The organism is Dyadobacter arcticus, assembly GCF_011762185.1.
Classification (GTDB): domain Bacteria; phylum Bacteroidota; class Bacteroidia; order Cytophagales; family Spirosomataceae; genus Dyadobacter; species Dyadobacter arcticus.
In genome coordinates this window covers 1-20,236 of the sequence record NZ_JAASQJ010000002.1, presented here as the reverse complement: position 1 = coordinate 20,236, position 20,236 = coordinate 1, and the positions used below count along the sequence as shown (strand labels likewise).

Genomic DNA, 20,236 nt, shown 5'->3' with positions numbered 1-20,236 from the left:
TAATTGAGTCAGGAACGGATGTAAAGTAAAACAAAACAATGCAAAGGAAATCTATTTTTTTACACAGATATGTGCGTTGACAGCGGGCATTTTTTAGTAAAGGTTAAGACGCAGGTGCGCCTCTTCTTTTTTTCTTCTGGACACTTCGATCATCGTTCCATCCGACATCACCAGAAAGTCATGATTGCTGCTAATGCGAATCACATGGTCGAGATTGACAAGATGTGATTTATGGGTCCGCATGAATTTGAATTGGTCAAGGGTCTTTTGAAAATGCTTTAATGTCTTGCTGGATGTAAAGGGCCTCCTGGCGCGCTGGTGTATAATAGTGTAATTACGGTCGGCCTCTAATCTTATAATATCTTTTACATTGAAGAAAAAAAGCCCTTCACTGGAAGGTACCGCCAGCCGCAAATCACTGTTATCCTTTCTGCTGAGATATCTTGCAAGATTTTCGTATTGCATTTTCGATTGTTTACGGGAGTCGTGGCGAAACATGAACTGGTTGAAGGCAGCTGCCAATTCGTCGGGATCAACGGGTTTGAGTAGGTAATCGAGCGCGGAGAACCGAATAGCTTGGATAGCGTAATGATTGAAAGCTGTAATAAAAATGGTTTCGAACGATATTTTTTTAGAAGTGAGTAACAGTTCAAAGCCATTTTTGTCGGGCATTTCCACATCCAGAAAAACGATTTCCGCCTTGAAGTAACGAAGGATGTGTTGTGCCTCGTCGACAGACGAAGCGTGTTTTATTTCCATAAGACGAGGCGCAAGCTTCGAAATTTGATGATGCAGCACTTGGCGGGCTCTGGGCTCATCATCGACAATCAGTACTTTAATCATAATGGGATGAGGGGTTTGCTACAACCACACCTTCGAGGGTAATAAAAAAATATGATCCAAAATAATCTGAATTTGTGACGGTGGTAGTGTAAAATGTCCGAACAGCACCTCTCGATTATCAAAAGGATAGTGATAAGGATTTGGAGTAATTTCTGGAAAGAAATTTTTGTTCAGTAATATTTTAGCGCACAATAATTGAAAGCGACCTTTTAATAAGTAATAGTTTGTGTTTCAATGTATATCATGAAGCTTGAAGCATGATGAAACTGACCAATACATTTTTTATGGGCCTATTTTCCTTCCTTTTTGGATGTTCCGATTCTTCTCCGTATCAGGAAAAAAATGGTGTTTGGTATTTTAAGGACGAGGCCTTGGACAACATGCCTGCTGAGAATTTCAAACCATTAAATGATTTTTTTGCAAAGGACGAGAAGCAGGCGTTTTACCGAAATGAAGCCATCGTAGAAAGCGACGGACCATCTTTTCTGGCATTGGGTGACCATTATGGCAAGGATAAAAACCAAGTCTACTATTGCGATACCCATCGCAAAGGGCAGGAATATTTTACAATTAAACACAACCAGATTACAACCATTCCCGAAGCAGAGCCAGCCAGTTTCGTAGACCTTGGGCAGGAGTATGGTAGGGACAAAGGCAATGTATTCTATAAGGGCAAGCGTTTTCAAGTCACAGATCCGGCCAGCTTCAAAATCGTTGATTATGGCTTTTCGGTCGATCGAAACAGGGCTTATTATCAGCGGGTTACAGTTGTGGGAAGCGAGGCGGGTTCATTTAAACCCCTGGACAGTCATTACTCCAAAGATTCGCTTCATGTTTACCATTCTGATTTTTCTTACGGAACAGATAGCGGGGCAGTTCCTTTTACGAAAATACTCGAATTGGCTGATCCTGTTTCTTTTAAGGTAATGGAAAGTGGCTACGCTGTTGATAAAGACCGTATTTTCTATAACGGCACCATTTTAGCTGGTGCGCCAGAAAGTTTACAAATACTGCCCTTTAGTTATGCCAAAACAGACAAAGAAGTTTATTATCTGGGAAATCCGGTCGCCCATGCAGATGCCCAGACGTTTATCGTCTTGAAAACCATCACGGAAGAGGGTGATGCGAAGGATAAGAGCTCGCATTTTAAGCAGGGGGTGAAGGTGAAGTAGGGGGTGGCAAACGCAAATGAAAAAGCTGGAAGATGCTATTCATGAACTTGGCGAAAAACTCAGGGAAGTGGTTCTGGCTTGAAAGCCAAATGGCATCCTTCAATGACTCTCCCGATAACTGAAAGGCTTTTTCTGGAAACTATAAATCAGATAGAACAGGGCAGGAAGAATGAAAACGCTTCCTATTAACAATGCCAATCCCAATGCCTGTATGGTTTTTTCCTGTCCGCTGTGTTCAAGAAGCGACAGATAACCACCGTCTTTCAGAATGACAATGTTTGGGAAATGCTCGTAAGTTGTGGTCAGCAGGATCATTGTCACCTGAAATCCCGCTAATGGGCGCAGTAGGCGAATTTTTCCCTGATATAGCAGATACCACATATAAATCAGGGTTGATGTTGCGGAAACAATAGCGATCCGTCCTACCCAGTTGCCAAAAACCCAGTCCAGCAATGGAATTTTTTCAAAATAGGCGGCGGTGAAAACCAGCATTCCGCAGATTACAGCGGCAATATTGAAGAATTGTGCTTTGTGTGCGAACCGCAGCCTGTCATGCTCATTGTCGGCTTCGCCAATCAGATAAACCGAAGCCAGGAAGCCACATATCGAAACCGTGAAAAGCCCGACGGTAACTGCAAACCAATGAAGCCAGCTAAAAATGTAGGCAGAAAGAAATGTGTCGGCTTGTGGGTCTATTCTTCCCGAAACGGCGCTCCCTGCAATAATTCCGAGAAAAAGCGGTGTTATAAAGCTGGATATGGCAAATATAGTATTGTAAATGTGCTGCATATCATCCACAACGGCATCGTAATGCCTGAACGTAAAGGCAGTTCCTCTCGCAATAATGCCTAATAGCATGATTGTGAGCGGAATGTGCAGGTTCACCGACATGGTGGAATAAATAACCGGGAAACCGACAAAGAGAATTACAATTGCAATGATCAGCCACATATGATTGGCTTCCCAAATCGGCCCTATTGCCGAGTAGAGTGTCTTTCTCGTTACTTCCTTGTTTTTTCGCGACGTAAAAAGTTCGATGATCCCCGCGCCATAATCCGCCCCGCCCATCAGGAGGTAGAGGAGAATGGAGGTCCAGAGGAATGTGATGACGATGTAGAGCATTTTTTAATGAGTGAATGAGTCCGCCGTGGAGCGGGAATGAGTGAATGAGTGAATAAGTGAATGAGTCCGCCGTGGAACGGGAATGACTGAATGACTAAATTAGTTAGTATTTTATGGCTTGTCATATAGCTTCCCTACCATTTTGATTTGGCGGTAGAGCATGAAAATGACAATGATTGCCAAAGAAATATATATTGCACTGAAAAGGTAGAATGAATATGAGATTCCTGGCATGGGGGTCACGGCATCGGCTGTGCGCATGATGTTGTAAATGATCCAGGGTTGTCGTCCTACCTCGGTTACTGTCCAACCGGCTTCTACGGCGATGAATCCCAGTGGAGTCGCAATTGCAAACAATTTTAGAATCCAGTTACTGCTGAGCCAGCGTTTTTGCTTCCATAATGAAAAGAAATAAATGATGGCAATGAGCATCATCGCCATTCCTGACCCAACCATCATTTGAAATGCAAAATGCGTGATCATCACCGGTGGGTGATTTTTCGCGGGAATTTTGTCGAGGCCGGTCACTTCCGATTTGAAATCACCGTGGGCGAGAAAGCTCAGAAAACCTGGCAATTTGATCGCGTAGTCCACTTTTTTATTTTTCACATCCGGAATACCACCAACGATAAGCGAAGCGGATTTTTCTGTTTTAAAATGGGCCTCCATCGCAGCCAGCTTTGCAGGTTGCCGGATCGCCACATCTTTTGCAGATAAATCTCCGCTTAATGGCTGCAAAATAGCAGCGGCGCATCCGAAAAAAGCGGCAATAGTGAAGGATTTGGTATGAAAAAGTACATTTTGTCCTTTAAGGATCATGAATGCGTGAACGCCTGCCACTGCGAATCCTGTGGCCACAAAGGCGGCAATGGTCATGTGCAGCGCCTGCGTAAACCAGGCATCATTAAACATCGCCTCAATCGGGTCAATGTTGAGATATTGGCCGTTCACATAATCGAAACCCGACGGACTATTCATCCACGCATTGGCTGCTACCACCAAAATTCCTGAAGCCAATCCGCTCACGCCGACGACAACGCCAGTGAACCAGTGAAACCATTTGTTGAACCTGTCCCAGCCGTAAAGAAAGAAGCCCAATGCAATGGCCTCAATAAAAAATGCCGTTCCTTCGAGGGAAAACGGCATTCCGAAAATAGGCCCGGCGTGCTTCATAAACCCGGGCCACAAAAGACCTAACTCAAACGAAAGCACAGTGCCTGAAACCGCGCCCGTCGCAAAAAATATCGCAACCCCTTGGCTCCAAGCCTTTGTAACATTCTTATAAACATCCTGACCGGTTCTGAGCCAGTAGAAGTGCGCCACCGCCATAAAAAACGGCATCACCATTCCAATACAAGAAAATATAATGTGAAAGCCCAGAGAAAGGGCCATTTGGGATCTGGCTGCTATGAAGTCATCCATAATAAAATTCAATTTCGCAGAGGATTAGCTTCCGATCAGGAAGCAGCGAAATTGTATTTCAAAACTAATGAAGTATCGCCAGAAGAACCACGAAAATCATCGAAATCAGCTATCGAGAGGCTTATTCTTTTCTTCCAATCGCCTTTTCACAACGTCTCCCGGATATTTTAAAGCCAGTTCACGGATGTCGTAAGTAAATTCCTTAAAAGTTTCTTCCCAGACCTCTGCCTCTCCGGGTTCGTAATCATAAAATCCGTGCGAGTTAAGTACGCCTTTTCCGCCTTCACGAACGACTTTATCGATTAGCTCGGGAACTTCTGTACTATTATTGAGGGTAGGAAGCAGGTTTTTCATAACGGTATGATAAGCAGGTACGCCTGTTAGGTCCATCCAGCGAAAAACGCCAACCAATGTCATAAAGTAGCCTGCATTGTTTCGGCAGGACCTATCCACATCTTCAATCGTCGCATACCCGTTTTCGACCAGACTGATTGCCTCCCGGTACATGGCGTACATAAGTCTGTTGGTAATAAAACCGGCAATGTCCTTTCTGACTAAAATCGGTTCTTTGCCCCACAAATGGGAAAGTTGGTAAATAAATTCACCTTTGGAAATATCTGTTTCTTCTCCACAAATCACTTCCAGAAAACGGGTGGTGTGCGCGGGCTCAGTCCAATGCAATCCAATGAAACGGTCGGGATAAAGGGTTAGCTTTTGTAACTGGCTGATTGGGATCGCGGAAGTGTTACTGGATAGAATGGCATCCGGAGCAATCACCGCCTCAACTTTTTTGTAAACTGATTCTTTAATATCAATATTCTCAATGGTACATTCATTTACCAATCTGCAAGGCTCCAGAAGTGAATAATCCTCGGTGATGATTAATTGTCTCAGGTAAAATTCAGGTTCATTATCAATTAACCCGTTTTGCCATGCATTGAGTAAATGTTCCTTGATCCTTTTTTCGGCGGTTAGCATATCTACGCTGATCGGCGCAACAGCCACAACCGGATGTCCGGCGATCAAAAGGCAGGTTACAATGCTGCATCCCATCAGGCCCAGACCCACTATTCCGACAGGTATTTCTTTTGGATTCATTGGTATGCGTTCGGTTTTACAGATAAAAAGAAAAGAGAGGTTTACAGCCATCCTACTACAAAAAGCCCCGAAATCACAGATTTCGGGGCTTTTTAGATTTTTTATTTTGCAAATCTAATTTGACCAGCCGCTTACTTCTTCTTCGAGTTCTTCGCGGGTCTTACCTACTCTTTTCTGGATTTTTCCAAAAAGCTCGTCTTCTTTTCCTTCTTCGTACATCAGATCGTCATCCGTCAGATCAGCATATTGTTGCTTGAACTTACCTTTTAGTTCATTCCAGTTTCCTTTGACTTGTTGTGAGAACGCACTCATGACTGTAATAATTTAGTTTGACAATTGTGCTTTTACAAGCACTTAAATGTGTCAATATGTTCAAACATCATTCCAATATGCCAGCCTGCCAGAAAATTATGCTCAGAGCGCGTGTTGTGTAATTTTATTCCCGGCACTGTCCAAATTCTTACTTATAAAGTTCAACTTTCAATCAACTTGTCAAGCCTTACAATTCCTTGCACCATGGAACGAACCGAGTGGTAGTTGACCTTCCACGAGTGGCTCATGTGTTTCCAGATCGGTTCTCCCTGTCTGGTTAGCAATGGCAGCCATTCGCCAACCCCGGAATGGATCATATGGTCGAACACAAACCGATGTGTGGCGTCATATGCTTTCAGGTACTTTTCGTCTTTGTAAACCCGGTATGCATCCAGCATTCCAATGATTACTTCGGCCTGTTGCCAGAATTCCTTTTCACGGTCATACACTTCACCTGCATGTGATCCTTCCACGTAAACCCCGCCATATTCCCAATCAATTCCATAAGCAACCGCGTGATCGTACGAAGCCAGCAGTTGGTCGGTATATTCAGTGTAGGGTATTCCGGCGATGTCCAACGCATGCATCAGAAGCCAGGCAAATTCTACATTATGGCCGTAGCTGGTATTATCCTCTGCAGAACTTTTCATGCCGTCTTCACTAAACCTATCCCAACCCCAAATAATGTCAAATTTGATTTGCGGCGCCACCGACCAGTCTGCCCAGAATTGCGGAATACCTGTTTTGTATTCCGGATGCATGATCTTATTAATCAGCAACTGAATGATTTCCAGCAACTTCCGTTTGTGAACCTGCTTTTGGCTGGCCTCATATAATGTGGTAAACGCCTCCATTAAGTGCATATGGGCATCAAGCGTTTTGCGGTCTCCGCCAGCGGACCCGGGCCCCTTCAGTTCCCAATTACGATGGAACATCTCAAAATAGCCGCCATAGTAGGTATCAGCACCATATTTTTGAAGCAGGTCAAAAACTTTTTCCGCATATTCCAGCCCTCTTGGATCACCCGTCGCAAGGGTATATTCTGCAAGGCTGTACATGGCGAAACTGTGGCCGTAAATGATCTTTTCGTCAATCTTGACATTTCCCTTTCGATCCATAAGCCAGTAAAAACCCCCGTTTTCCTGGTCCCACATTTTATTGATCAAAAAATCAACCCCGTGCTTCGCGATTTCAACATACCGTCCCTCCCCATAACCAGCGCGGTGTGCTGACGAGAAAGTGAAAACGGTGCGGGTCTGGGCAATCAGTGATTTTTCATCTTCGCCGGAATCATTTCCTGCGTTGTCGAAATGCGTAATAAAGCCGCCATTCTCCTTATCAACACAACGAGTTTCCCAAAAAGGCAATAGTTCTTTTGTTAAATGCTGGTGAATTTCGTGGCGGTAACTTTTAAGCTGGTCTAGGTTCATTGTTTGTTTAATTGTTAAAATATATACTGCGGGTAATGGGTTACCTTATACATTCCTTAGTTTAGTTAAGACACGCCTTCAAATTAACTACTTGGCGATGTGGAAGCACGCCTAATTTAGATTTGCAAATGCTGTGGCAACCCTCGTAATTCGCAGGTAATTCTTCCAATCCGAAACCAATATGAGCAATCCTGAAATTGTTGAGATCCTTGAATTAACTGCAAAACTGCTGGAATTGCACAGCGCTGACCCTTTTAAAATCAAAGGATACTCCATTGCAGCATTCTATCTGGACAAGTACAAGGAAGGGGAGCTTCAAATTATGACCGAGCAGGAACTGGTGAAACTGCAGGGTGTGGGAAAAAGTACAGCTGGTAAAATTATCCAGATCGCCAAAACCGGGACTTTTCCAGAACTGGAAGAACTGATCAGCAATACACCGCTCGGTGTGATGGAAATGTTCAACATTAAAGGTATCGGGCCAAAAAAGATTGCTGTTTTATGGCAGGAATTGGGCATCGATAATTTGCGCGAACTCGAACTCGCCTGCCTGAATGGTGCGGTCGCCAAGCTGAAAGGTTTTGGCGGAAGTATCCAGCAAAAGATCCTCGATTCACTGGCATTTCTGAAAGATCAGGCCGGTAAGCTGAGAATGGATAAGGCAGATTCGGTAGCCAATCTGATCATCAATGATTTAAGAAAGAGCTTTGAGCAGGTTTTTGCTGCCGGAGATATTCGCCGTAAATCAGAAATCGTGGACACCATTAAAATTCTGGTGGGTACGGAATCGCCTGCGCTTTTGCAAAATACCATTGGTGAAATTGAATATCTGGTCCAGGATGAAAAACTATCTTCCCCGTTTGTTTGGCGGGGGAACCTCGAAGGTGTCGCCGTGGCGATAGAGATCGTTGCGATAAGTCCTGAACGCGTAGTTAATGAATTGTTCCTGGAAACCGCCGATGTCGAGCATTTGGGTTATGCCAACGCGGCAGGCAGCACGATCTGGCAACAGGCTTATTATGAAAATGCAGACAGTGAAGAGGCCATTTACGAGAAAGCTGGTCTTCCTTATATAGTACCCGAAATGCGGGAAGGAGCGGGGGAATTTACCTGGGCCGAAACGCATGCAGCTGGCGACTTAGTGACCTGGGACGATCTGAAAGGGATTTTACATAACCACAGTACCTATTCCGATGGTCAGCATACATTGGAACGAATGGCTTTGTATTGTCGCGAGTTGGGTTTTGAGTATTTGGGGATTGCTGATCATTCTCAAACGGCGGTGTATGCACAGGGGCTTAGCATTGAACAAGTGATTCAGCAGCATGAAGAAATCGCAAAGCTCAATGCGCGTTTTGCCAGTGATAATCCGGCTAAGCCATTTAAAATATTGAAAGGAATCGAATCTGATATCTTAGGAGATGGATCATTGGATTACCCAATAGAAATCCTCGCTTCCTTCGATTACATTGTCGCTTCTGTGCATAGTAACCTCACCATGAACCAGGAAAAGGCCACGGCAAGGCTTCTGAAAGCCATTGAAAATCCATACACCACCATTCTAGGTCACCCGACCGGCCGCCTGCTGCTTTCGCGCGAAGGTTATCCGATTGATCATAAAGTAATTATCGACGCTTGCGCGGAACATCAGGTCGTTGTAGAAATTAATGCCTCGCCCTGGCGGCTTGACCTGGACTGGCGGTGGATATCATACTGTATGGAAAAAGGCGTTCTGTTAAGCATTAATCCGGACGCGCACTCCATGGAAGGATATTTGGATATGCATTACGGGGTGGCTAATGCGAGGAAAGGAGGGTTAACGAAGGAGATGACGTTTAATGCTTTTTCATTGCAGGAGATGGAAGGGTATTTAGAGAGTAAATTGATTAAGTTATAATTGGTATTTAATTTATTATAAAATGAGTGCAATTCTTTACTTTTTTAATAGTGTGGTAGTAAAATAGTATTACTATTTCACCAGTCGTAATGAAAATTGGTCGAACTACATTATTTGACATGTCTTCTACAAAACCCGTAAATCCAAATGAGCCTCAAAAATCTCAGAAGGCAGACTTGCTATAATTTCAGCTTTCAAAGCGTCGATCAGGCGCGCTTTCATTTGTTCGCGGTTTACGATCAGGCAAACTTCGCGGGCGGGCTCCGGGAATTGGAAATGCCTGATGTGCTTTTTTCTTTCCTCCGAAAGTTCGATCACTGCCATTTCCGGGAGGATGGTGATGCCGCCATTCTTTTCAACCATTCTGATCAATGTTTCGATGCTGCCCGAGCGATAGCTAAAACTGCTGCCAAACTGGCTGTTGCGGCTCAATTCACATAAACGTTGAATTTGCGTCCTGAAACAATGGCCTTCTTCCAGCAGCCAAAGTTCATTGGGCTCAATATCAGTAGGTAATATGTATTCTTTGGCATATAAGTCTGTATTTTCAGATACATAGGCATAAAAGCGCTCTTTGTATAATGGGATTTCCTGTAAGCTGTTTTCCTCGGACAACGAAGCAATGATACCTACATCCAGATTTCCAAGTTTGAGTTCAGAAATAATGCGCTCTGTGATCATTTCGGAAACATGCAGCTTAATGTCAGGATAGTTGCTGATAAAAGGATTTACGACATGAGGCAGCAGGTATGGCGCAATGGTAGGGATAATGCCAATCCTCAGTTCGCCAGACAAATCACCATTAAAATGTTTGGCAATTTCGTGCATGCGTGAAGCTTCCCTGAGAATGATTTTCGCCTGATCAATAATCTCCCGTCCAATACTCGTCGGAACAATAGGTTGTTTGGTACGGTCAAAAATTTTGACGGATAATTCTTCTTCCAATTTCCTGATCATCATCGAAAGTGTTGGCTGGGTAACATTACAATGCTCAGCCGCATGGACGAAATGCCGGTAATTATCGACAGCAACGATGTATTCGAGTTGTTGAATGTTCATGGAAGACGGGTAATTGATTTAATTTATGCAACAATGCTTAATTCCCATTAAATCTCTGTTAAATTTCATTTCTTGGGATACGCTGGCAGGATTTTTAATGCATAAAGGTAATTTTAGTTTTTATCCTAATATCAATCACTTTAATCCGAAGATGATGAAAAATCTGAAAGCACTGATCCTGTTTGCGTTCCTGATTGCTACTGTGCCTGTATTTGCGCAAACTGCAACTCCTGCCAAACCCGGTCACAGTAAGACTACCGTAGCCACAAAGCAAACCGGAAAAGACAAAACTTCAATCACCGTAAAAACGAAAGCCGATGGAACGCCGGACAAACGGTATGCCGGAAACAAAAAGTTAAAAGCGGACGGTACGCCCGATAAACGTTACGCGGATAACAAAAATCTGAAGAAAGACGGCACGCCGGACAAGAGATACAAAACCAGTAAAGCCGATACTTTGAAAGCAGCAAAGAAAAATTAAGAGTAAGATTATTTTCTGAGAAAATTAGGGTAAGCGCCCGACTGGTTGTCATTCCAATGTACAGCCCAAGTCGGGCGCTTTTTTTTTTAACAATCAGATCAATGCAATGAATTTAGCCATCGCGGATCACGAAACAGTTTTGAGCAGGGATAGGGGATCAGAGTTTGAAAAAGTCTTCAAGGCACATTTTAAAGGACTCCATGCCTACGCCTGCACCATTTTGCGCGACGATATTATGGCGGAGGAAATGGTACAAAATGTTTTCTGCCGGTTATGGGAAAAAACAGATCACATTGAAATCAGAGAATCGGTAAGCGGTTATTTGTACCGATCGGTGTATCACGAGAGCCTGAATTACATTAAACACCTGAAAGTCAGGGATGCTTATCAAACTTATGCGATTCACCAAATGGAGCATAGCGACAACACTTCGCACAACCTGGAACTGGAAGAACTTGAAAGCCGGCTCGATATCGCTTTAAAAGAATTGCCGGAAAAATGCCGGACGATATTTCAGATGAGCCGTTTTGAAGAGTTGAAATACCAGGAAATCGCCGACCGCCTGCAATTACCCGTGAAAACAATTGAAAACCAAATGGGCAAAGCCTTGCGGCTTTTAAGGCTTAAACTGGTCGATTTCTTACCTGTGTCTTTTCTGTTATTTTTCCTCAGCTAATCAGCCATGAAACAAGAATTAAATTACCATATCGATGACCTGCTGGTGAAGTCCCTGCTGGACGAAGCCACGATAGCCGAGCAGATCGAGATCAGTCAATGGCTGTCCGAAAGCGAGGATAACCTACGCTATTTTGAACATTTTGAAATGATCTGGACGCGGAGCAAGCAACTTGCGACGCAACATCACTTAGACGAAAATGCGGCTTGGGAGCGGTTTAAGAAAAGAACCCAAACAGGTCAGGAAGATGTAACAGTACTTCCACTTTATCCAAAGCGTACTTTCGGCGTATTGCGGATTGCTGCCATGATCACGTTAACGGCTTGTGCATCCTGGCTCATTTTCTTATTTGTATTTCGTAATGCTGATAACGAGCAACTTGTCGTGCATTCGGGTGCAAAAACGCTCATCGACACACTGCCTGATGGCTCTGTGGTCACATTGAATAAAAAATCGACAATTTCTTACCCGGCCCATTTCACAGGAAAAACAAGGGAAGTTGCGCTGACCGGTGAAGGATTTTTTGAAGTAACCCCGGATAAAAGCAAACCATTTATTATTTCTGTAAATAAGGTGATTGTGAGAGTGGTGGGAACATCATTTAATGTCAAGGAGAGTGACAGCGAAACAGAAGTGATTGTGGAAACCGGTATCGTGGAAGTGGCAAGGGATCACAAGATGGTCCGTTTGAGGCCAATGCAGAAAGTTACCGTTAACGAGTCGGCGGGATTGGTAAAGGAAGAAACCAGGGAAGAATTTCATAAATTCTATCGCACCGGCAAGCTGGTGTGTGATGGTACACCGCTGTGGAGATTGGTCGAAATCCTGAACGAGAATTTTGAATCGGAGATTGTTATTGGAAATGTCAGTTTGAGAGATCTCACTATCAATACAACATTCGATCAAACTTCCCTGGAAAGCATTTTAGCAGTGATCAGTGAAACATTGGCGGTGAAGGTAGAGCATCATGGGAAGCATATCATTTTGAAATAGCGCTTATCTTTCGGAATGAATTTGACTTTTACCTTTATCAAAACGCTCAGACTGGCTGCAATACTGATTGTGATTCCCTATTGTGTTGTTGGCCAGCAAATTCTGAATAAACCGGTTACCATTTCTGTGAAAGGGCAACCGGTTTCTCAGGTTTTGAAAATGATGGAGGAACAAGGGAAGTTTTACTTTTCGTATAACAGCAACCTGGTATACGGTGACAGCATTGTCAGCCTCGACGTTTCCGCGAAACCAGTCAGGGATGCCCTCGGGCAACTTTTTAAAGCAAAATATCAATATAGGGAAAAGGGTGACTATGTAATCATCCTGCCAGCTGCAAAGGAAAAAGCCGTTTATATAGAGGGGTTTATTACCGATCAGGAAACCAGCGCCCCGGTGGATTATGCGAGTGTTTATTCAAGACAATTGCTGGTTTCGACGCTCTCGGACGACGATGGCCATTTTCGGTTGAGGATTAAGGACAGAAGTTTTCCGGCTAGCATCACGATCAGCAAAGTAGGATATGGGGACACGACAATTGTTGTCAATCAGCAGGATGATACTCGCCTTGAGATCGTTATTTCTCAGAAGGCTGTTGATCTTGATCCACTGATAGTCACGTATTCGGAAGGCGAATCTTCCTGGTTGGGAAGGCTCTTTTTATCCGCCAAATTGCGGGCCCAAAGCCGGAATATTGGCAGATTTTTTGTCTCATTGCCTTATCAAGCGTCGTTAACACCTGGTTTGGGAACGCATGGAAGGCTGAGCTCCCAGGTAGTCAACAAGTTTTCGCTGAATCTTTTGGGGGGTTATACCGCCGGGGTAAATGGGGCCGAAGTTGCGGGCGGATTTAATATTTCGAAAGAAAATGTCAAATACGTGCAGGTTGCTGGCATATTCAACATGGTTTCTGGCGATGTGAAGGGTGCGCAGGTGGCAGGTTTTCTGAACGTGATTCTTGATTCTTTGGAGGGCGTTCAGATTTCGGGATTTAGTGGTCTGGTAAAAAAGCAGGTCAATGGTTTTCAGGTGAGCGGATTTGTCAGTCAGGCAAAAGAATCGATCTCAGGTGCTCAAATTTCAGGGGCATACAGCCAGGTTTCAGGTTCGTTGCACGGGTTTCAAGTTTCCGGTGCGGCTAATGTCGTCAAAGGTGATATGCAGGGCTTGCAAATATCTTCCGGATTGAATGTTGCCAGGAGCATTCAGGGTTTGCAGATCGGGTCTTTCAATATTGCCGGAAACCTGCGCGGTGTCCAATTAGGTATTCTAAATGTCGCAGATAGTTCGGCGGGTATTAGTTTCGGGCTGATCAATATCATCAGAAAAAGCACTTCCAATATTTCCGTTTACGCCAGCGAAATTGTGCCATTCAACATTGCCTGGAAGATGGGTACCCACAAATTTTACAGCATCCTCAATGCTGGCGCCGCTACCAGCTCCGGTAAAAAAGCATACGTATTGGGAGCAGGCATCGGCCGTGAGTTTTTTCCTTTTAAAAAGGCAGGGTTTTTTACCGAAATATCAAGTCAAAACATATTTCAGGGTAGCCTTGAAGATACACCGTTCTTATTCAGGTTTCAGGCTGCCGCTACCTATAAGCTCAACAAAAAGCTCCTTCTGTTCGCAGGGCCCTCCTTCTCAATCTATCAGAACGAAATAGAAGAGCGGAAATCCGGCTATAAAAAGTTTCCCATGGACGCTTATCCCGGCTTCGACCTCAATGAAACCCTTACCTCGTGGTTCGGCTGGCAGGCTGGAATTAGCTGGAGGTATGGGAAGTTGTGATTTCAATTAACCATTGGAGATGTATGAAGTAAGTACCGGCATATTCGCTTTTATCCAGACGGGAAGGGAATCACTATTCATATGCGTAAAGTTTGCTTCCTCAAAAGTCAGGATGTGCGTAGACCTATAGATACTATTGTCTAGAATTTTTAGCTTATCAATTAAATCAAGATGTGAGTCAAGCATTCTGATGTTACCAAAGTAATTGTCAAAAATGTTTGCAGGAGGCACATGATGACCACCTTGTGAAACTCTTCTTGCAACTCGCTGAAGTGATAGTTCAAGACTTTCAAGACCAACGTAGCTTTTTCCTTTGCATATTTATTAACCTTGGTTGTTTTATAATAGTAGTTAAGAAGCTCATAGAAAAGTTTATCACCGTCGAAGACCGGAAGGTCGACTGATTTTGGTAAGAAATTTCTAGCATTTGAAGATTTTCCGGCCCCATTTGGACCGGTAATTATGAAAAGTTCAGGCATACTGGAAAATAGGTAGCCCGTGCTTTTCTCTTATTTGATCGATTTCAGTTGAGTTTAATGATCTTACTTCTATAATGGTTTGGTTATTCTCCGCGAGCATCATGAATTTCATCGAGCCGTCGGAATATTCGTCGATAAATCCACCCGGAGCAAATTCGTTGTCATGGATCATGAAAGGGAAACCGTTCTCAAATGTCTCCAATCGCAACTGTCTGATACTTTCATCCAGTCTTATCTCTTCTTCGGTCCTCATGGAAAGTTCAGATTTGTTGGTAAAACTTTGATTAGTCAAATTTAATCAACTCGAAGCTTTAAATAAAATTATTTTCTCCCACAAAATTTAGGGTAACCCCCCTTTATGTTGTCGGTACTTCGAATACAGCAAGACACCACATTGAGGGCCTGCAATATGCGTTTCCTGTATGTATTTAACTAATCGGTTTTAAATACATGACCATGAAAAATCACTTTTTTTGCAACTTACGTACGAGCATCATCTCTGCTTCATTACTGCTTGTCTCATTCCTTTCCCTCGCGCAGACTGACACTACATCCAGAATAAATATCGGATTTGTCTATCCGATCAGTTCTAATGGGCGGCATGCGGCTGATTATACCAATTGGTTTTCTTTTCACGCCATTGCGGGTTTGTCAAAATCTGAAACGGCATTTACACTTGCGGGGGTCGCCAATGTAACTAAAGAAGATGCCCGAGGCTTACAAATTGCTGGTACGGCTAATATTATCGGGCAATCGGCAAAAGGTCTGCAATTGGCTGGGACGGTCAATGTAATTGGAAATAATGCTTCGGGAATACAAATCGCAGGTTTTTCGAATATTATTAAAAATGAGGCAAAAGGAGCTGAGATTGCCGGATTTATGAATTTGACCGGTTCGCTCAATGCAGCGCAGATCGCTGGTTTTACTAATATTGCTACAAAAAATGGTAGCGGTTTCCAGCTTTCAGGCTTTTTGAACAAAGCTCAAAATGTTCATTCGCAAATATCAGGCTTTGCCAACGTCGCCAAGAAAGTAAGCGGAGTCCAGCTGGCAGGTTTTATCAACATTGCTGACAGCAGCGACTATCCGATTGCGCTTTTTAACTTCATCAAATACGGCGAAAAGTCAATCAGCTTATCATTGGATGAAACGATGACCAGCATGGCTTCATTCCGTTCCGGCGGCCGGGTTCTGTATGGTATCGTGGGTGCCGGTTATAATTTGAAAGACAATAAGGATCCATTATACGGAATTGAAGCGGGTTTAGGTGCCCACGTTCCTGTCGCAGACCCATTCCGGATCAATCTGGAAGCGGTCAGCCAAACACTGACTGATTTTAAAAAAGGTAGTTACTACAAAAATTCATTTCGCATTCTGCCTGCCTACAGGATTGGTAATCGTTTCGAGATCTATGCAGGCCCCACGGTCAATTACATTAGTTACGAGAGGGAGGATAACTACAATTTTATTAAAAAATTTATCTGGAAAAATGATGTTACCAAGGATTTTCAAGGTGTGTACATCGGCTTCAATGCAGGTTTTCAGGTTATTCTTTGATCGGGTTCATGCAGATAATCATTTATACTAAAAGTAAAAGAGCGGATATCCATTGGATGCCGCTCTTTTACTTTTGTCAAACTCTTGTTATCTGCCAATTGACATTAAAATAACCCTTTTGCTTTTTCCAAGGCAGCTTCCAATCCGCTAGCATCAGTTCCGCCTGCCGTCGCGAAAAATGCCTGCCCGCCGCCACCTCCACGGATTTCCTTCGCCAAATCTTTAACGATTTTACCCGCATTCAAACCAGTTTCTTGTACTATATTTTCTGCAATAAAGACAGAAAGCTGTGGCTTACCGCCAATTTCAGTTCCAAAAACGGCGATCAGGTTTTCAATTTGGTCACGCAATTCATAGGATAACTGTTTCAATGACTCCGCAGATGGTACATCCACTTTTTCTACAATTAGATTGAATGTGCGGTGTTTTTCCAGATTGTCAATTAACGTTGCTTTCAACGTGTGGATCTTCTCATTATCCAGCGCAGCAATCTTCTTCTGCAATGTGTTTTTTTCATCGATCAGGTTTTCAACTGCTTTTATCACATCCGTCGGATTTTTGAGTAAATCCTTAATCTTATCCAGTGTTTCCTCTTGCTGGCGCATCAGCTCCAAAGCTTTTTCACCGGTTACCGCCTCAACGCGACGTACACCCGCGGATACCGACCCCTCAGAAATAAATTTGAAAACACCGATTTTGCCGGTCGAAGGAACGTGTGTTCCTCCGCAAAGCTCAAATGAAAATTGAGGGTCGAAAATGATCAGGCGAACAAAATCGCCATATTTTTCTCCAAAAGTGGCAGTAGCTCCTTGGTTCAGCGCCTGTTGAATCGGTACATTTCGCTTCTCGTCCAATGCAATGTTTTCGCGGATCTTCTCATTTACCCTGTCTTCTATCTTTTGCAATTCCTCATGGGTAACTTTCGAGAAATGCGAGAAGTCAAAACGGAGCACTTCGTCATTTAGGAATGAGCCTTTCTGACCAATATGCGTTCCCAAAACTTCACGCATGGATGACAACATTAAATGCGTCGCGGAATGGTTTGCCTCAATCCTGTCCCTGCGATTGATATCAATTTTGGCAGTGACGAGACCAGCATTCTGCAACAAATCATCGAGATTTTTATCCTTGGAAATGTGAACGAAAAGCTCATTCTCTTTTTTCGTATCAAAAATTGTTACAATTCCCTTTCCTCCCTCCTCCTTTCCTCCCTGATCTACAATGAGAACGCCCGTATCCCCAACCTGCCCTCCCATTTCTGCATAAAAAGGGGTCCTATCCAGCACAATGTGATATTCATCGCCGGTTTTCGTTTTCACTTTTCGGTATTTGACAATATGGCTATGGGTTTCCTCAAAATCATAACCCAGGAATTCCACGCCATCCGCTTCCCTTAATTCGATCCAGTCCGTAGCTTCTTTCGCAGCATCCTGGCGCGAGCGTTTTTTCTGCTCGGCTAATGCATCCTGAAATCCGGATTCGTCAATCTGAAATCCTTTTTCACGTGCGATCAATGCCGTAAGGTCAACCGGAAACCCGAATGTGTCACTCAATTCAAAAACTTCATCACCGGCAATGGCGTTGATGCCTTTCGCTTTTAAAGTGTTCGTAACCGAATCCAGTCGTTTCAGGCCAGATTCCAGCGTACGAAGGAAACTTTTTTCTTCTTCCAGAATAACCTTTGTTACAAATTCTTCCTGCGCTTTCAATTCAGCAAATACATCCTTAAACTGTTCTGCAAGAACGGCGACCAGTTTATAAAAGAAGGGCTCCTGGAACCCAAGATTGGAGTAACCATAACGAACGGCGCGACGTAAAATCCTGCGGATTACATAACCTGCTTTGTTATTGGAAGGAAGCTGACCATCGGTAATCGCAAATGCCACTGCCCGGATATGATCCGAAATGACCCGCATAGCAATATCCGCAAACGGCTCTTCGCCAGCGCCGTATTTTTTGCCTGACAGCGTTTCCAGAACCTGGATAGTATTTTGAAAAACGTCGGTATCGTAGTTCGAAGTCTTGTTCTGAACGGCCATACACAAGCGCTCAAAGCCCATGCCGGTATCCACGTGGGTTGCGGGCAGCGGAATGAGGGTACTGTCAGCCTTGCGCTCGAATTGCATGAAAACCAGGTTCCAGATCTCGACGACCTGCGGATGGTCATTGTTAACCAGTGACTTACCTGAAAGTTCTGCAACTTCCGATGCCGGACGTAAATCAATATGAATTTCGGAGCAAGGGCCGCACGGACCTGTGTCGCCCATTTCCCAGAAGTTATCCTTTTTATTGCCAAGAATAATGCGGTCCTCACCGACAATCGGTTTCCACAAATCCCATGCTTCCTGATCAAATGGGACGCCGTCGCTGGAATCACCTTCAAAAACGGAAACATAAAGCCTGTCCTTGGGCAGCTTATAAACTTCCGTCAGCAACTCCCAAGCCCAGGTAATAGCCTCTTTTTTGAAGTAATCTCCGAAAGACCAGTTTCCCAGCATTTCGAACATAGTATGATGGTAAGTATCAAATCCAACATCCTCTAAATCATTGTGTTTGCCTGAAACCCGCAAACATTTCTGAGTATCGGCAATCCGACGGGAAGGAGGGGTTCCGTTTCCCAAAAAGAAGTCTTTAAACTGCGCCATACCTGAATTGTTAAACATCAGGGTAGGGTCATTTTTAGCGACAAGTGGTGCCGAGGGTACAATTAAATGTTCTTTACTGCGAAAAAAATCAAGGTAAGCCTGACGTATTTGATGCGAAGTCATTGAATGTATTTTACTGCTGATTAGTCTGACGAAATAAGCGGCAAAGGTAACGAAAATCGGGTTAGTATAAAGGCTGCCCCACAATGCGCGAGACAGCCTTTAACATTTTTTCCAAACTTTTATTTTAAAAATGTGGCTTGGCTACTCCCTGGCGACAACAAGTTTCTGGGAATAAACCAGCTTATTTTTCCTGAGCGTAACAATGTAAACGCCGGGTTGGAAGGCTGACACATCGAGTTTTTCGCCTGTCCAGGTTTGGCTGAGAATGCTTGTTCCTTGTTTGTCAAATACATTCAGGACAAACGCATCTTTCCCAACCCTATCAGTTATTGCAGGCAGGTTGATCTCAACGTACTGACTAGTTGGGTTAGGGTATATATTTAGCGGCTGTACAACCAAAACTGGCGGGTTTTCCTGACTTGGATAGAAAAACATTCGTTTCTTTTTTAATGTAATTCCCCCGTTTTGCTGTGCCTGGCTTTGGTAAGCGACTACCAGCAACATAGTCACTAGCAGCAATTTTATCGTTTTTTTCATCATTAGTTTAGTTATGGGAGTTCGTAATGGAATTTTAGGGTTTTCTTGGCACCAATAACTCTACCGGGAAAGGTTTGTATTGGTGGGTTCGGAAAGAATTCTTCGTTTAAGATCCAGTTGCTTTCACCCACCTTTCTTCGAAATTCTTTCCCCTTAATTGTAATTTTAGGTGTGGCATTTGGTTCATTGCATCCAGGGCAGATCGTCAGGATTTCCAGCTCAATCGTATAGTCTCCAGTCTGATCGGTTAATTGTCCATTCACGTCGCCGTTTGCGATTATTTGACCCTCACCCGGCTTAAAATCTACTTGGACCCATTCAGCACCGTTAGAGTAGCGATCGGTTGCCTGAAAGTCAATGGTCCCATCCGGGCGTGTCACTTTTACTTTGTAAGTCAGACTTGGACCAACAATGGGAATGCCACTATTGGACTCGTGATCGTCTACCATTACCGTAAAACCAAGGTCAAATTCGTCAGGTTCCGGCCCGGTCTTAAACTTCCCGATTAGTGGTAAAGACCCGCAGGCAGATACATTTGAGAAGTTGTTTATAAGCCACCCATATCCCGTATCGAATTCCAGGTTTGAAGCTGTGAATTGGTTGCC

At 43.8% G+C, this 20,236-nt stretch carries 18 protein-coding genes; 7 read left to right on the top strand and 11 right to left on the bottom strand.

The window, feature by feature from the left end; all coding sequences use genetic code 11:
- Window positions 1-93 precede the first annotated feature (93 nt).
- Window positions 94-843, bottom strand: a complete 750-nt coding sequence (locus FHS68_RS07625; RefSeq protein WP_167268831.1) for a LytR/AlgR family response regulator transcription factor — start codon at window positions 841-843, stop codon at window positions 94-96.
- Window positions 844-1,127: 284 nt separating this feature from the next.
- Between FHS68_RS07625 and FHS68_RS07620 the strand changes: the two genes are divergently transcribed.
- A complete protein-coding gene (locus tag FHS68_RS07620; RefSeq protein WP_208408257.1) occupies window positions 1,128-2,015 on the top strand; it encodes a DKNYY domain-containing protein in 888 nt (295 codons plus the stop codon).
- A gap of 99 nt (window positions 2,016-2,114) precedes the next feature.
- On the opposite strand, the gene FHS68_RS07615 is transcribed toward FHS68_RS07620, so the two are convergent.
- The 5 genes from FHS68_RS07615 to FHS68_RS07595 all read right to left on the bottom strand — a co-directional run bounded on the left by FHS68_RS07615 (window position 2,115) and on the right by FHS68_RS07595 (window position 7,399).
- Window positions 2,115-3,137 (bottom strand): cytochrome d ubiquinol oxidase subunit II, encoded by a 1,023-nt coding sequence (locus FHS68_RS07615; protein ID WP_167268828.1) that lies wholly within the window; start codon window positions 3,135-3,137, stop codon window positions 2,115-2,117.
- A gap of 111 nt (window positions 3,138-3,248) precedes the next feature.
- Entirely contained in the window at window positions 3,249-4,559 is a 1,311-nt protein-coding gene (locus FHS68_RS07610; protein ID WP_167268827.1) for a cytochrome ubiquinol oxidase subunit I, read from the bottom strand.
- A 105-nt stretch (window positions 4,560-4,664) separates the two neighbouring features.
- Window positions 4,665-5,657 carry a 3-hydroxyacyl-CoA dehydrogenase family protein gene (locus FHS68_RS07605; RefSeq protein ID WP_167268825.1) on the bottom strand — a complete coding sequence of 331 codons (993 nt, stop codon included), beginning with the start codon at window positions 5,655-5,657 and terminating at the stop codon, window positions 4,665-4,667.
- A 114-nt stretch (window positions 5,658-5,771) separates the two neighbouring features.
- Window positions 5,772-5,969 (bottom strand): CsbD family protein, encoded by a 198-nt coding sequence (locus FHS68_RS07600; RefSeq protein WP_167268823.1) that lies wholly within the window; start codon window positions 5,967-5,969, stop codon window positions 5,772-5,774.
- Window positions 5,970-6,130: 161 nt separating this feature from the next.
- Complete coding sequence (locus tag FHS68_RS07595) at window positions 6,131-7,399, bottom strand: beta-1,2-mannosidase (protein WP_167268822.1); 1,269 nt, start codon at window positions 7,397-7,399, stop codon at window positions 6,131-6,133.
- 181 nt (window positions 7,400-7,580) lie between these two features.
- Here FHS68_RS07595 and FHS68_RS07590 point away from each other — a divergent pair, with 181 nt between their 5' ends.
- Window positions 7,581-9,296, top strand: a complete 1,716-nt coding sequence (locus FHS68_RS07590) for a DNA polymerase/3'-5' exonuclease PolX (RefSeq protein WP_167268820.1) — start codon at window positions 7,581-7,583, stop codon at window positions 9,294-9,296.
- 126 nt (window positions 9,297-9,422) lie between these two features.
- On the opposite strand, the gene FHS68_RS07585 is transcribed toward FHS68_RS07590, so the two are convergent.
- Window positions 9,423-10,355 carry a hydrogen peroxide-inducible genes activator gene (locus FHS68_RS07585; protein ID WP_167268819.1) on the bottom strand — a complete coding sequence of 311 codons (933 nt, stop codon included), beginning with the start codon at window positions 10,353-10,355 and terminating at the stop codon, window positions 9,423-9,425.
- 151 nt (window positions 10,356-10,506) lie between these two features.
- Here FHS68_RS07585 and FHS68_RS07580 point away from each other — a divergent pair, with 151 nt between their 5' ends.
- From FHS68_RS07580 to FHS68_RS07565, 4 genes are all read left to right on the top strand, one after another.
- Window positions 10,507-10,836 carry a hypothetical protein gene (locus FHS68_RS07580; RefSeq protein ID WP_229211816.1) on the top strand — a complete coding sequence of 110 codons (330 nt, stop codon included), beginning with the start codon at window positions 10,507-10,509 and terminating at the stop codon, window positions 10,834-10,836.
- A 106-nt stretch (window positions 10,837-10,942) separates the two neighbouring features.
- Window positions 10,943-11,512, top strand: coding sequence for an RNA polymerase sigma-70 factor (locus tag FHS68_RS07575; protein ID WP_167268817.1), 570 nt, complete (start codon window positions 10,943-10,945; stop codon window positions 11,510-11,512).
- Window positions 11,513-11,518: 6 nt separating this feature from the next.
- Window positions 11,519-12,505 carry a FecR family protein gene (locus FHS68_RS07570; protein ID WP_167268816.1) on the top strand — a complete coding sequence of 329 codons (987 nt, stop codon included), beginning with the start codon at window positions 11,519-11,521 and terminating at the stop codon, window positions 12,503-12,505.
- Between the two features lie 15 nt (window positions 12,506-12,520).
- The gene (locus FHS68_RS07565; RefSeq protein ID WP_167268814.1) at window positions 12,521-14,290 is read left to right on the top strand and encodes an STN and carboxypeptidase regulatory-like domain-containing protein; all 1,770 of its coding nucleotides are present in this window, start codon (window positions 12,521-12,523) and stop codon (window positions 14,288-14,290) included.
- A gap of 471 nt (window positions 14,291-14,761) precedes the next feature.
- Here the strand turns inward: FHS68_RS07565 and FHS68_RS07560 are convergent, their stop codons facing one another.
- Window positions 14,762-15,022, bottom strand: coding sequence for a hypothetical protein (locus FHS68_RS07560; RefSeq protein WP_167268813.1), 261 nt, complete (start codon window positions 15,020-15,022; stop codon window positions 14,762-14,764).
- 203 nt (window positions 15,023-15,225) lie between these two features.
- Here FHS68_RS07560 and FHS68_RS07555 point away from each other — a divergent pair, with 203 nt between their 5' ends.
- Window positions 15,226-16,326 carry a hypothetical protein gene (locus tag FHS68_RS07555; RefSeq protein ID WP_167268811.1) on the top strand — a complete coding sequence of 367 codons (1,101 nt, stop codon included), beginning with the start codon at window positions 15,226-15,228 and terminating at the stop codon, window positions 16,324-16,326.
- Window positions 16,327-16,430: 104 nt separating this feature from the next.
- Here the strand turns inward: FHS68_RS07555 and alaS are convergent, their stop codons facing one another.
- From alaS to FHS68_RS07540, 3 genes are all read right to left on the bottom strand, one after another.
- Window positions 16,431-19,094, bottom strand: a complete 2,664-nt coding sequence (alaS, locus tag FHS68_RS07550; protein WP_167268809.1) for an alanine--tRNA ligase — start codon at window positions 19,092-19,094, stop codon at window positions 16,431-16,433.
- A gap of 141 nt (window positions 19,095-19,235) precedes the next feature.
- The gene (locus tag FHS68_RS07545; protein WP_167268808.1) at window positions 19,236-19,634 is read right to left on the bottom strand and encodes a T9SS type A sorting domain-containing protein; all 399 of its coding nucleotides are present in this window, start codon (window positions 19,632-19,634) and stop codon (window positions 19,236-19,238) included.
- Window positions 19,635-19,642: 8 nt separating this feature from the next.
- On the bottom strand, window positions 19,643-20,236 hold a 594-nt coding region (locus tag FHS68_RS07540; protein ID WP_167268806.1), incomplete at its 5' end, for a hypothetical protein.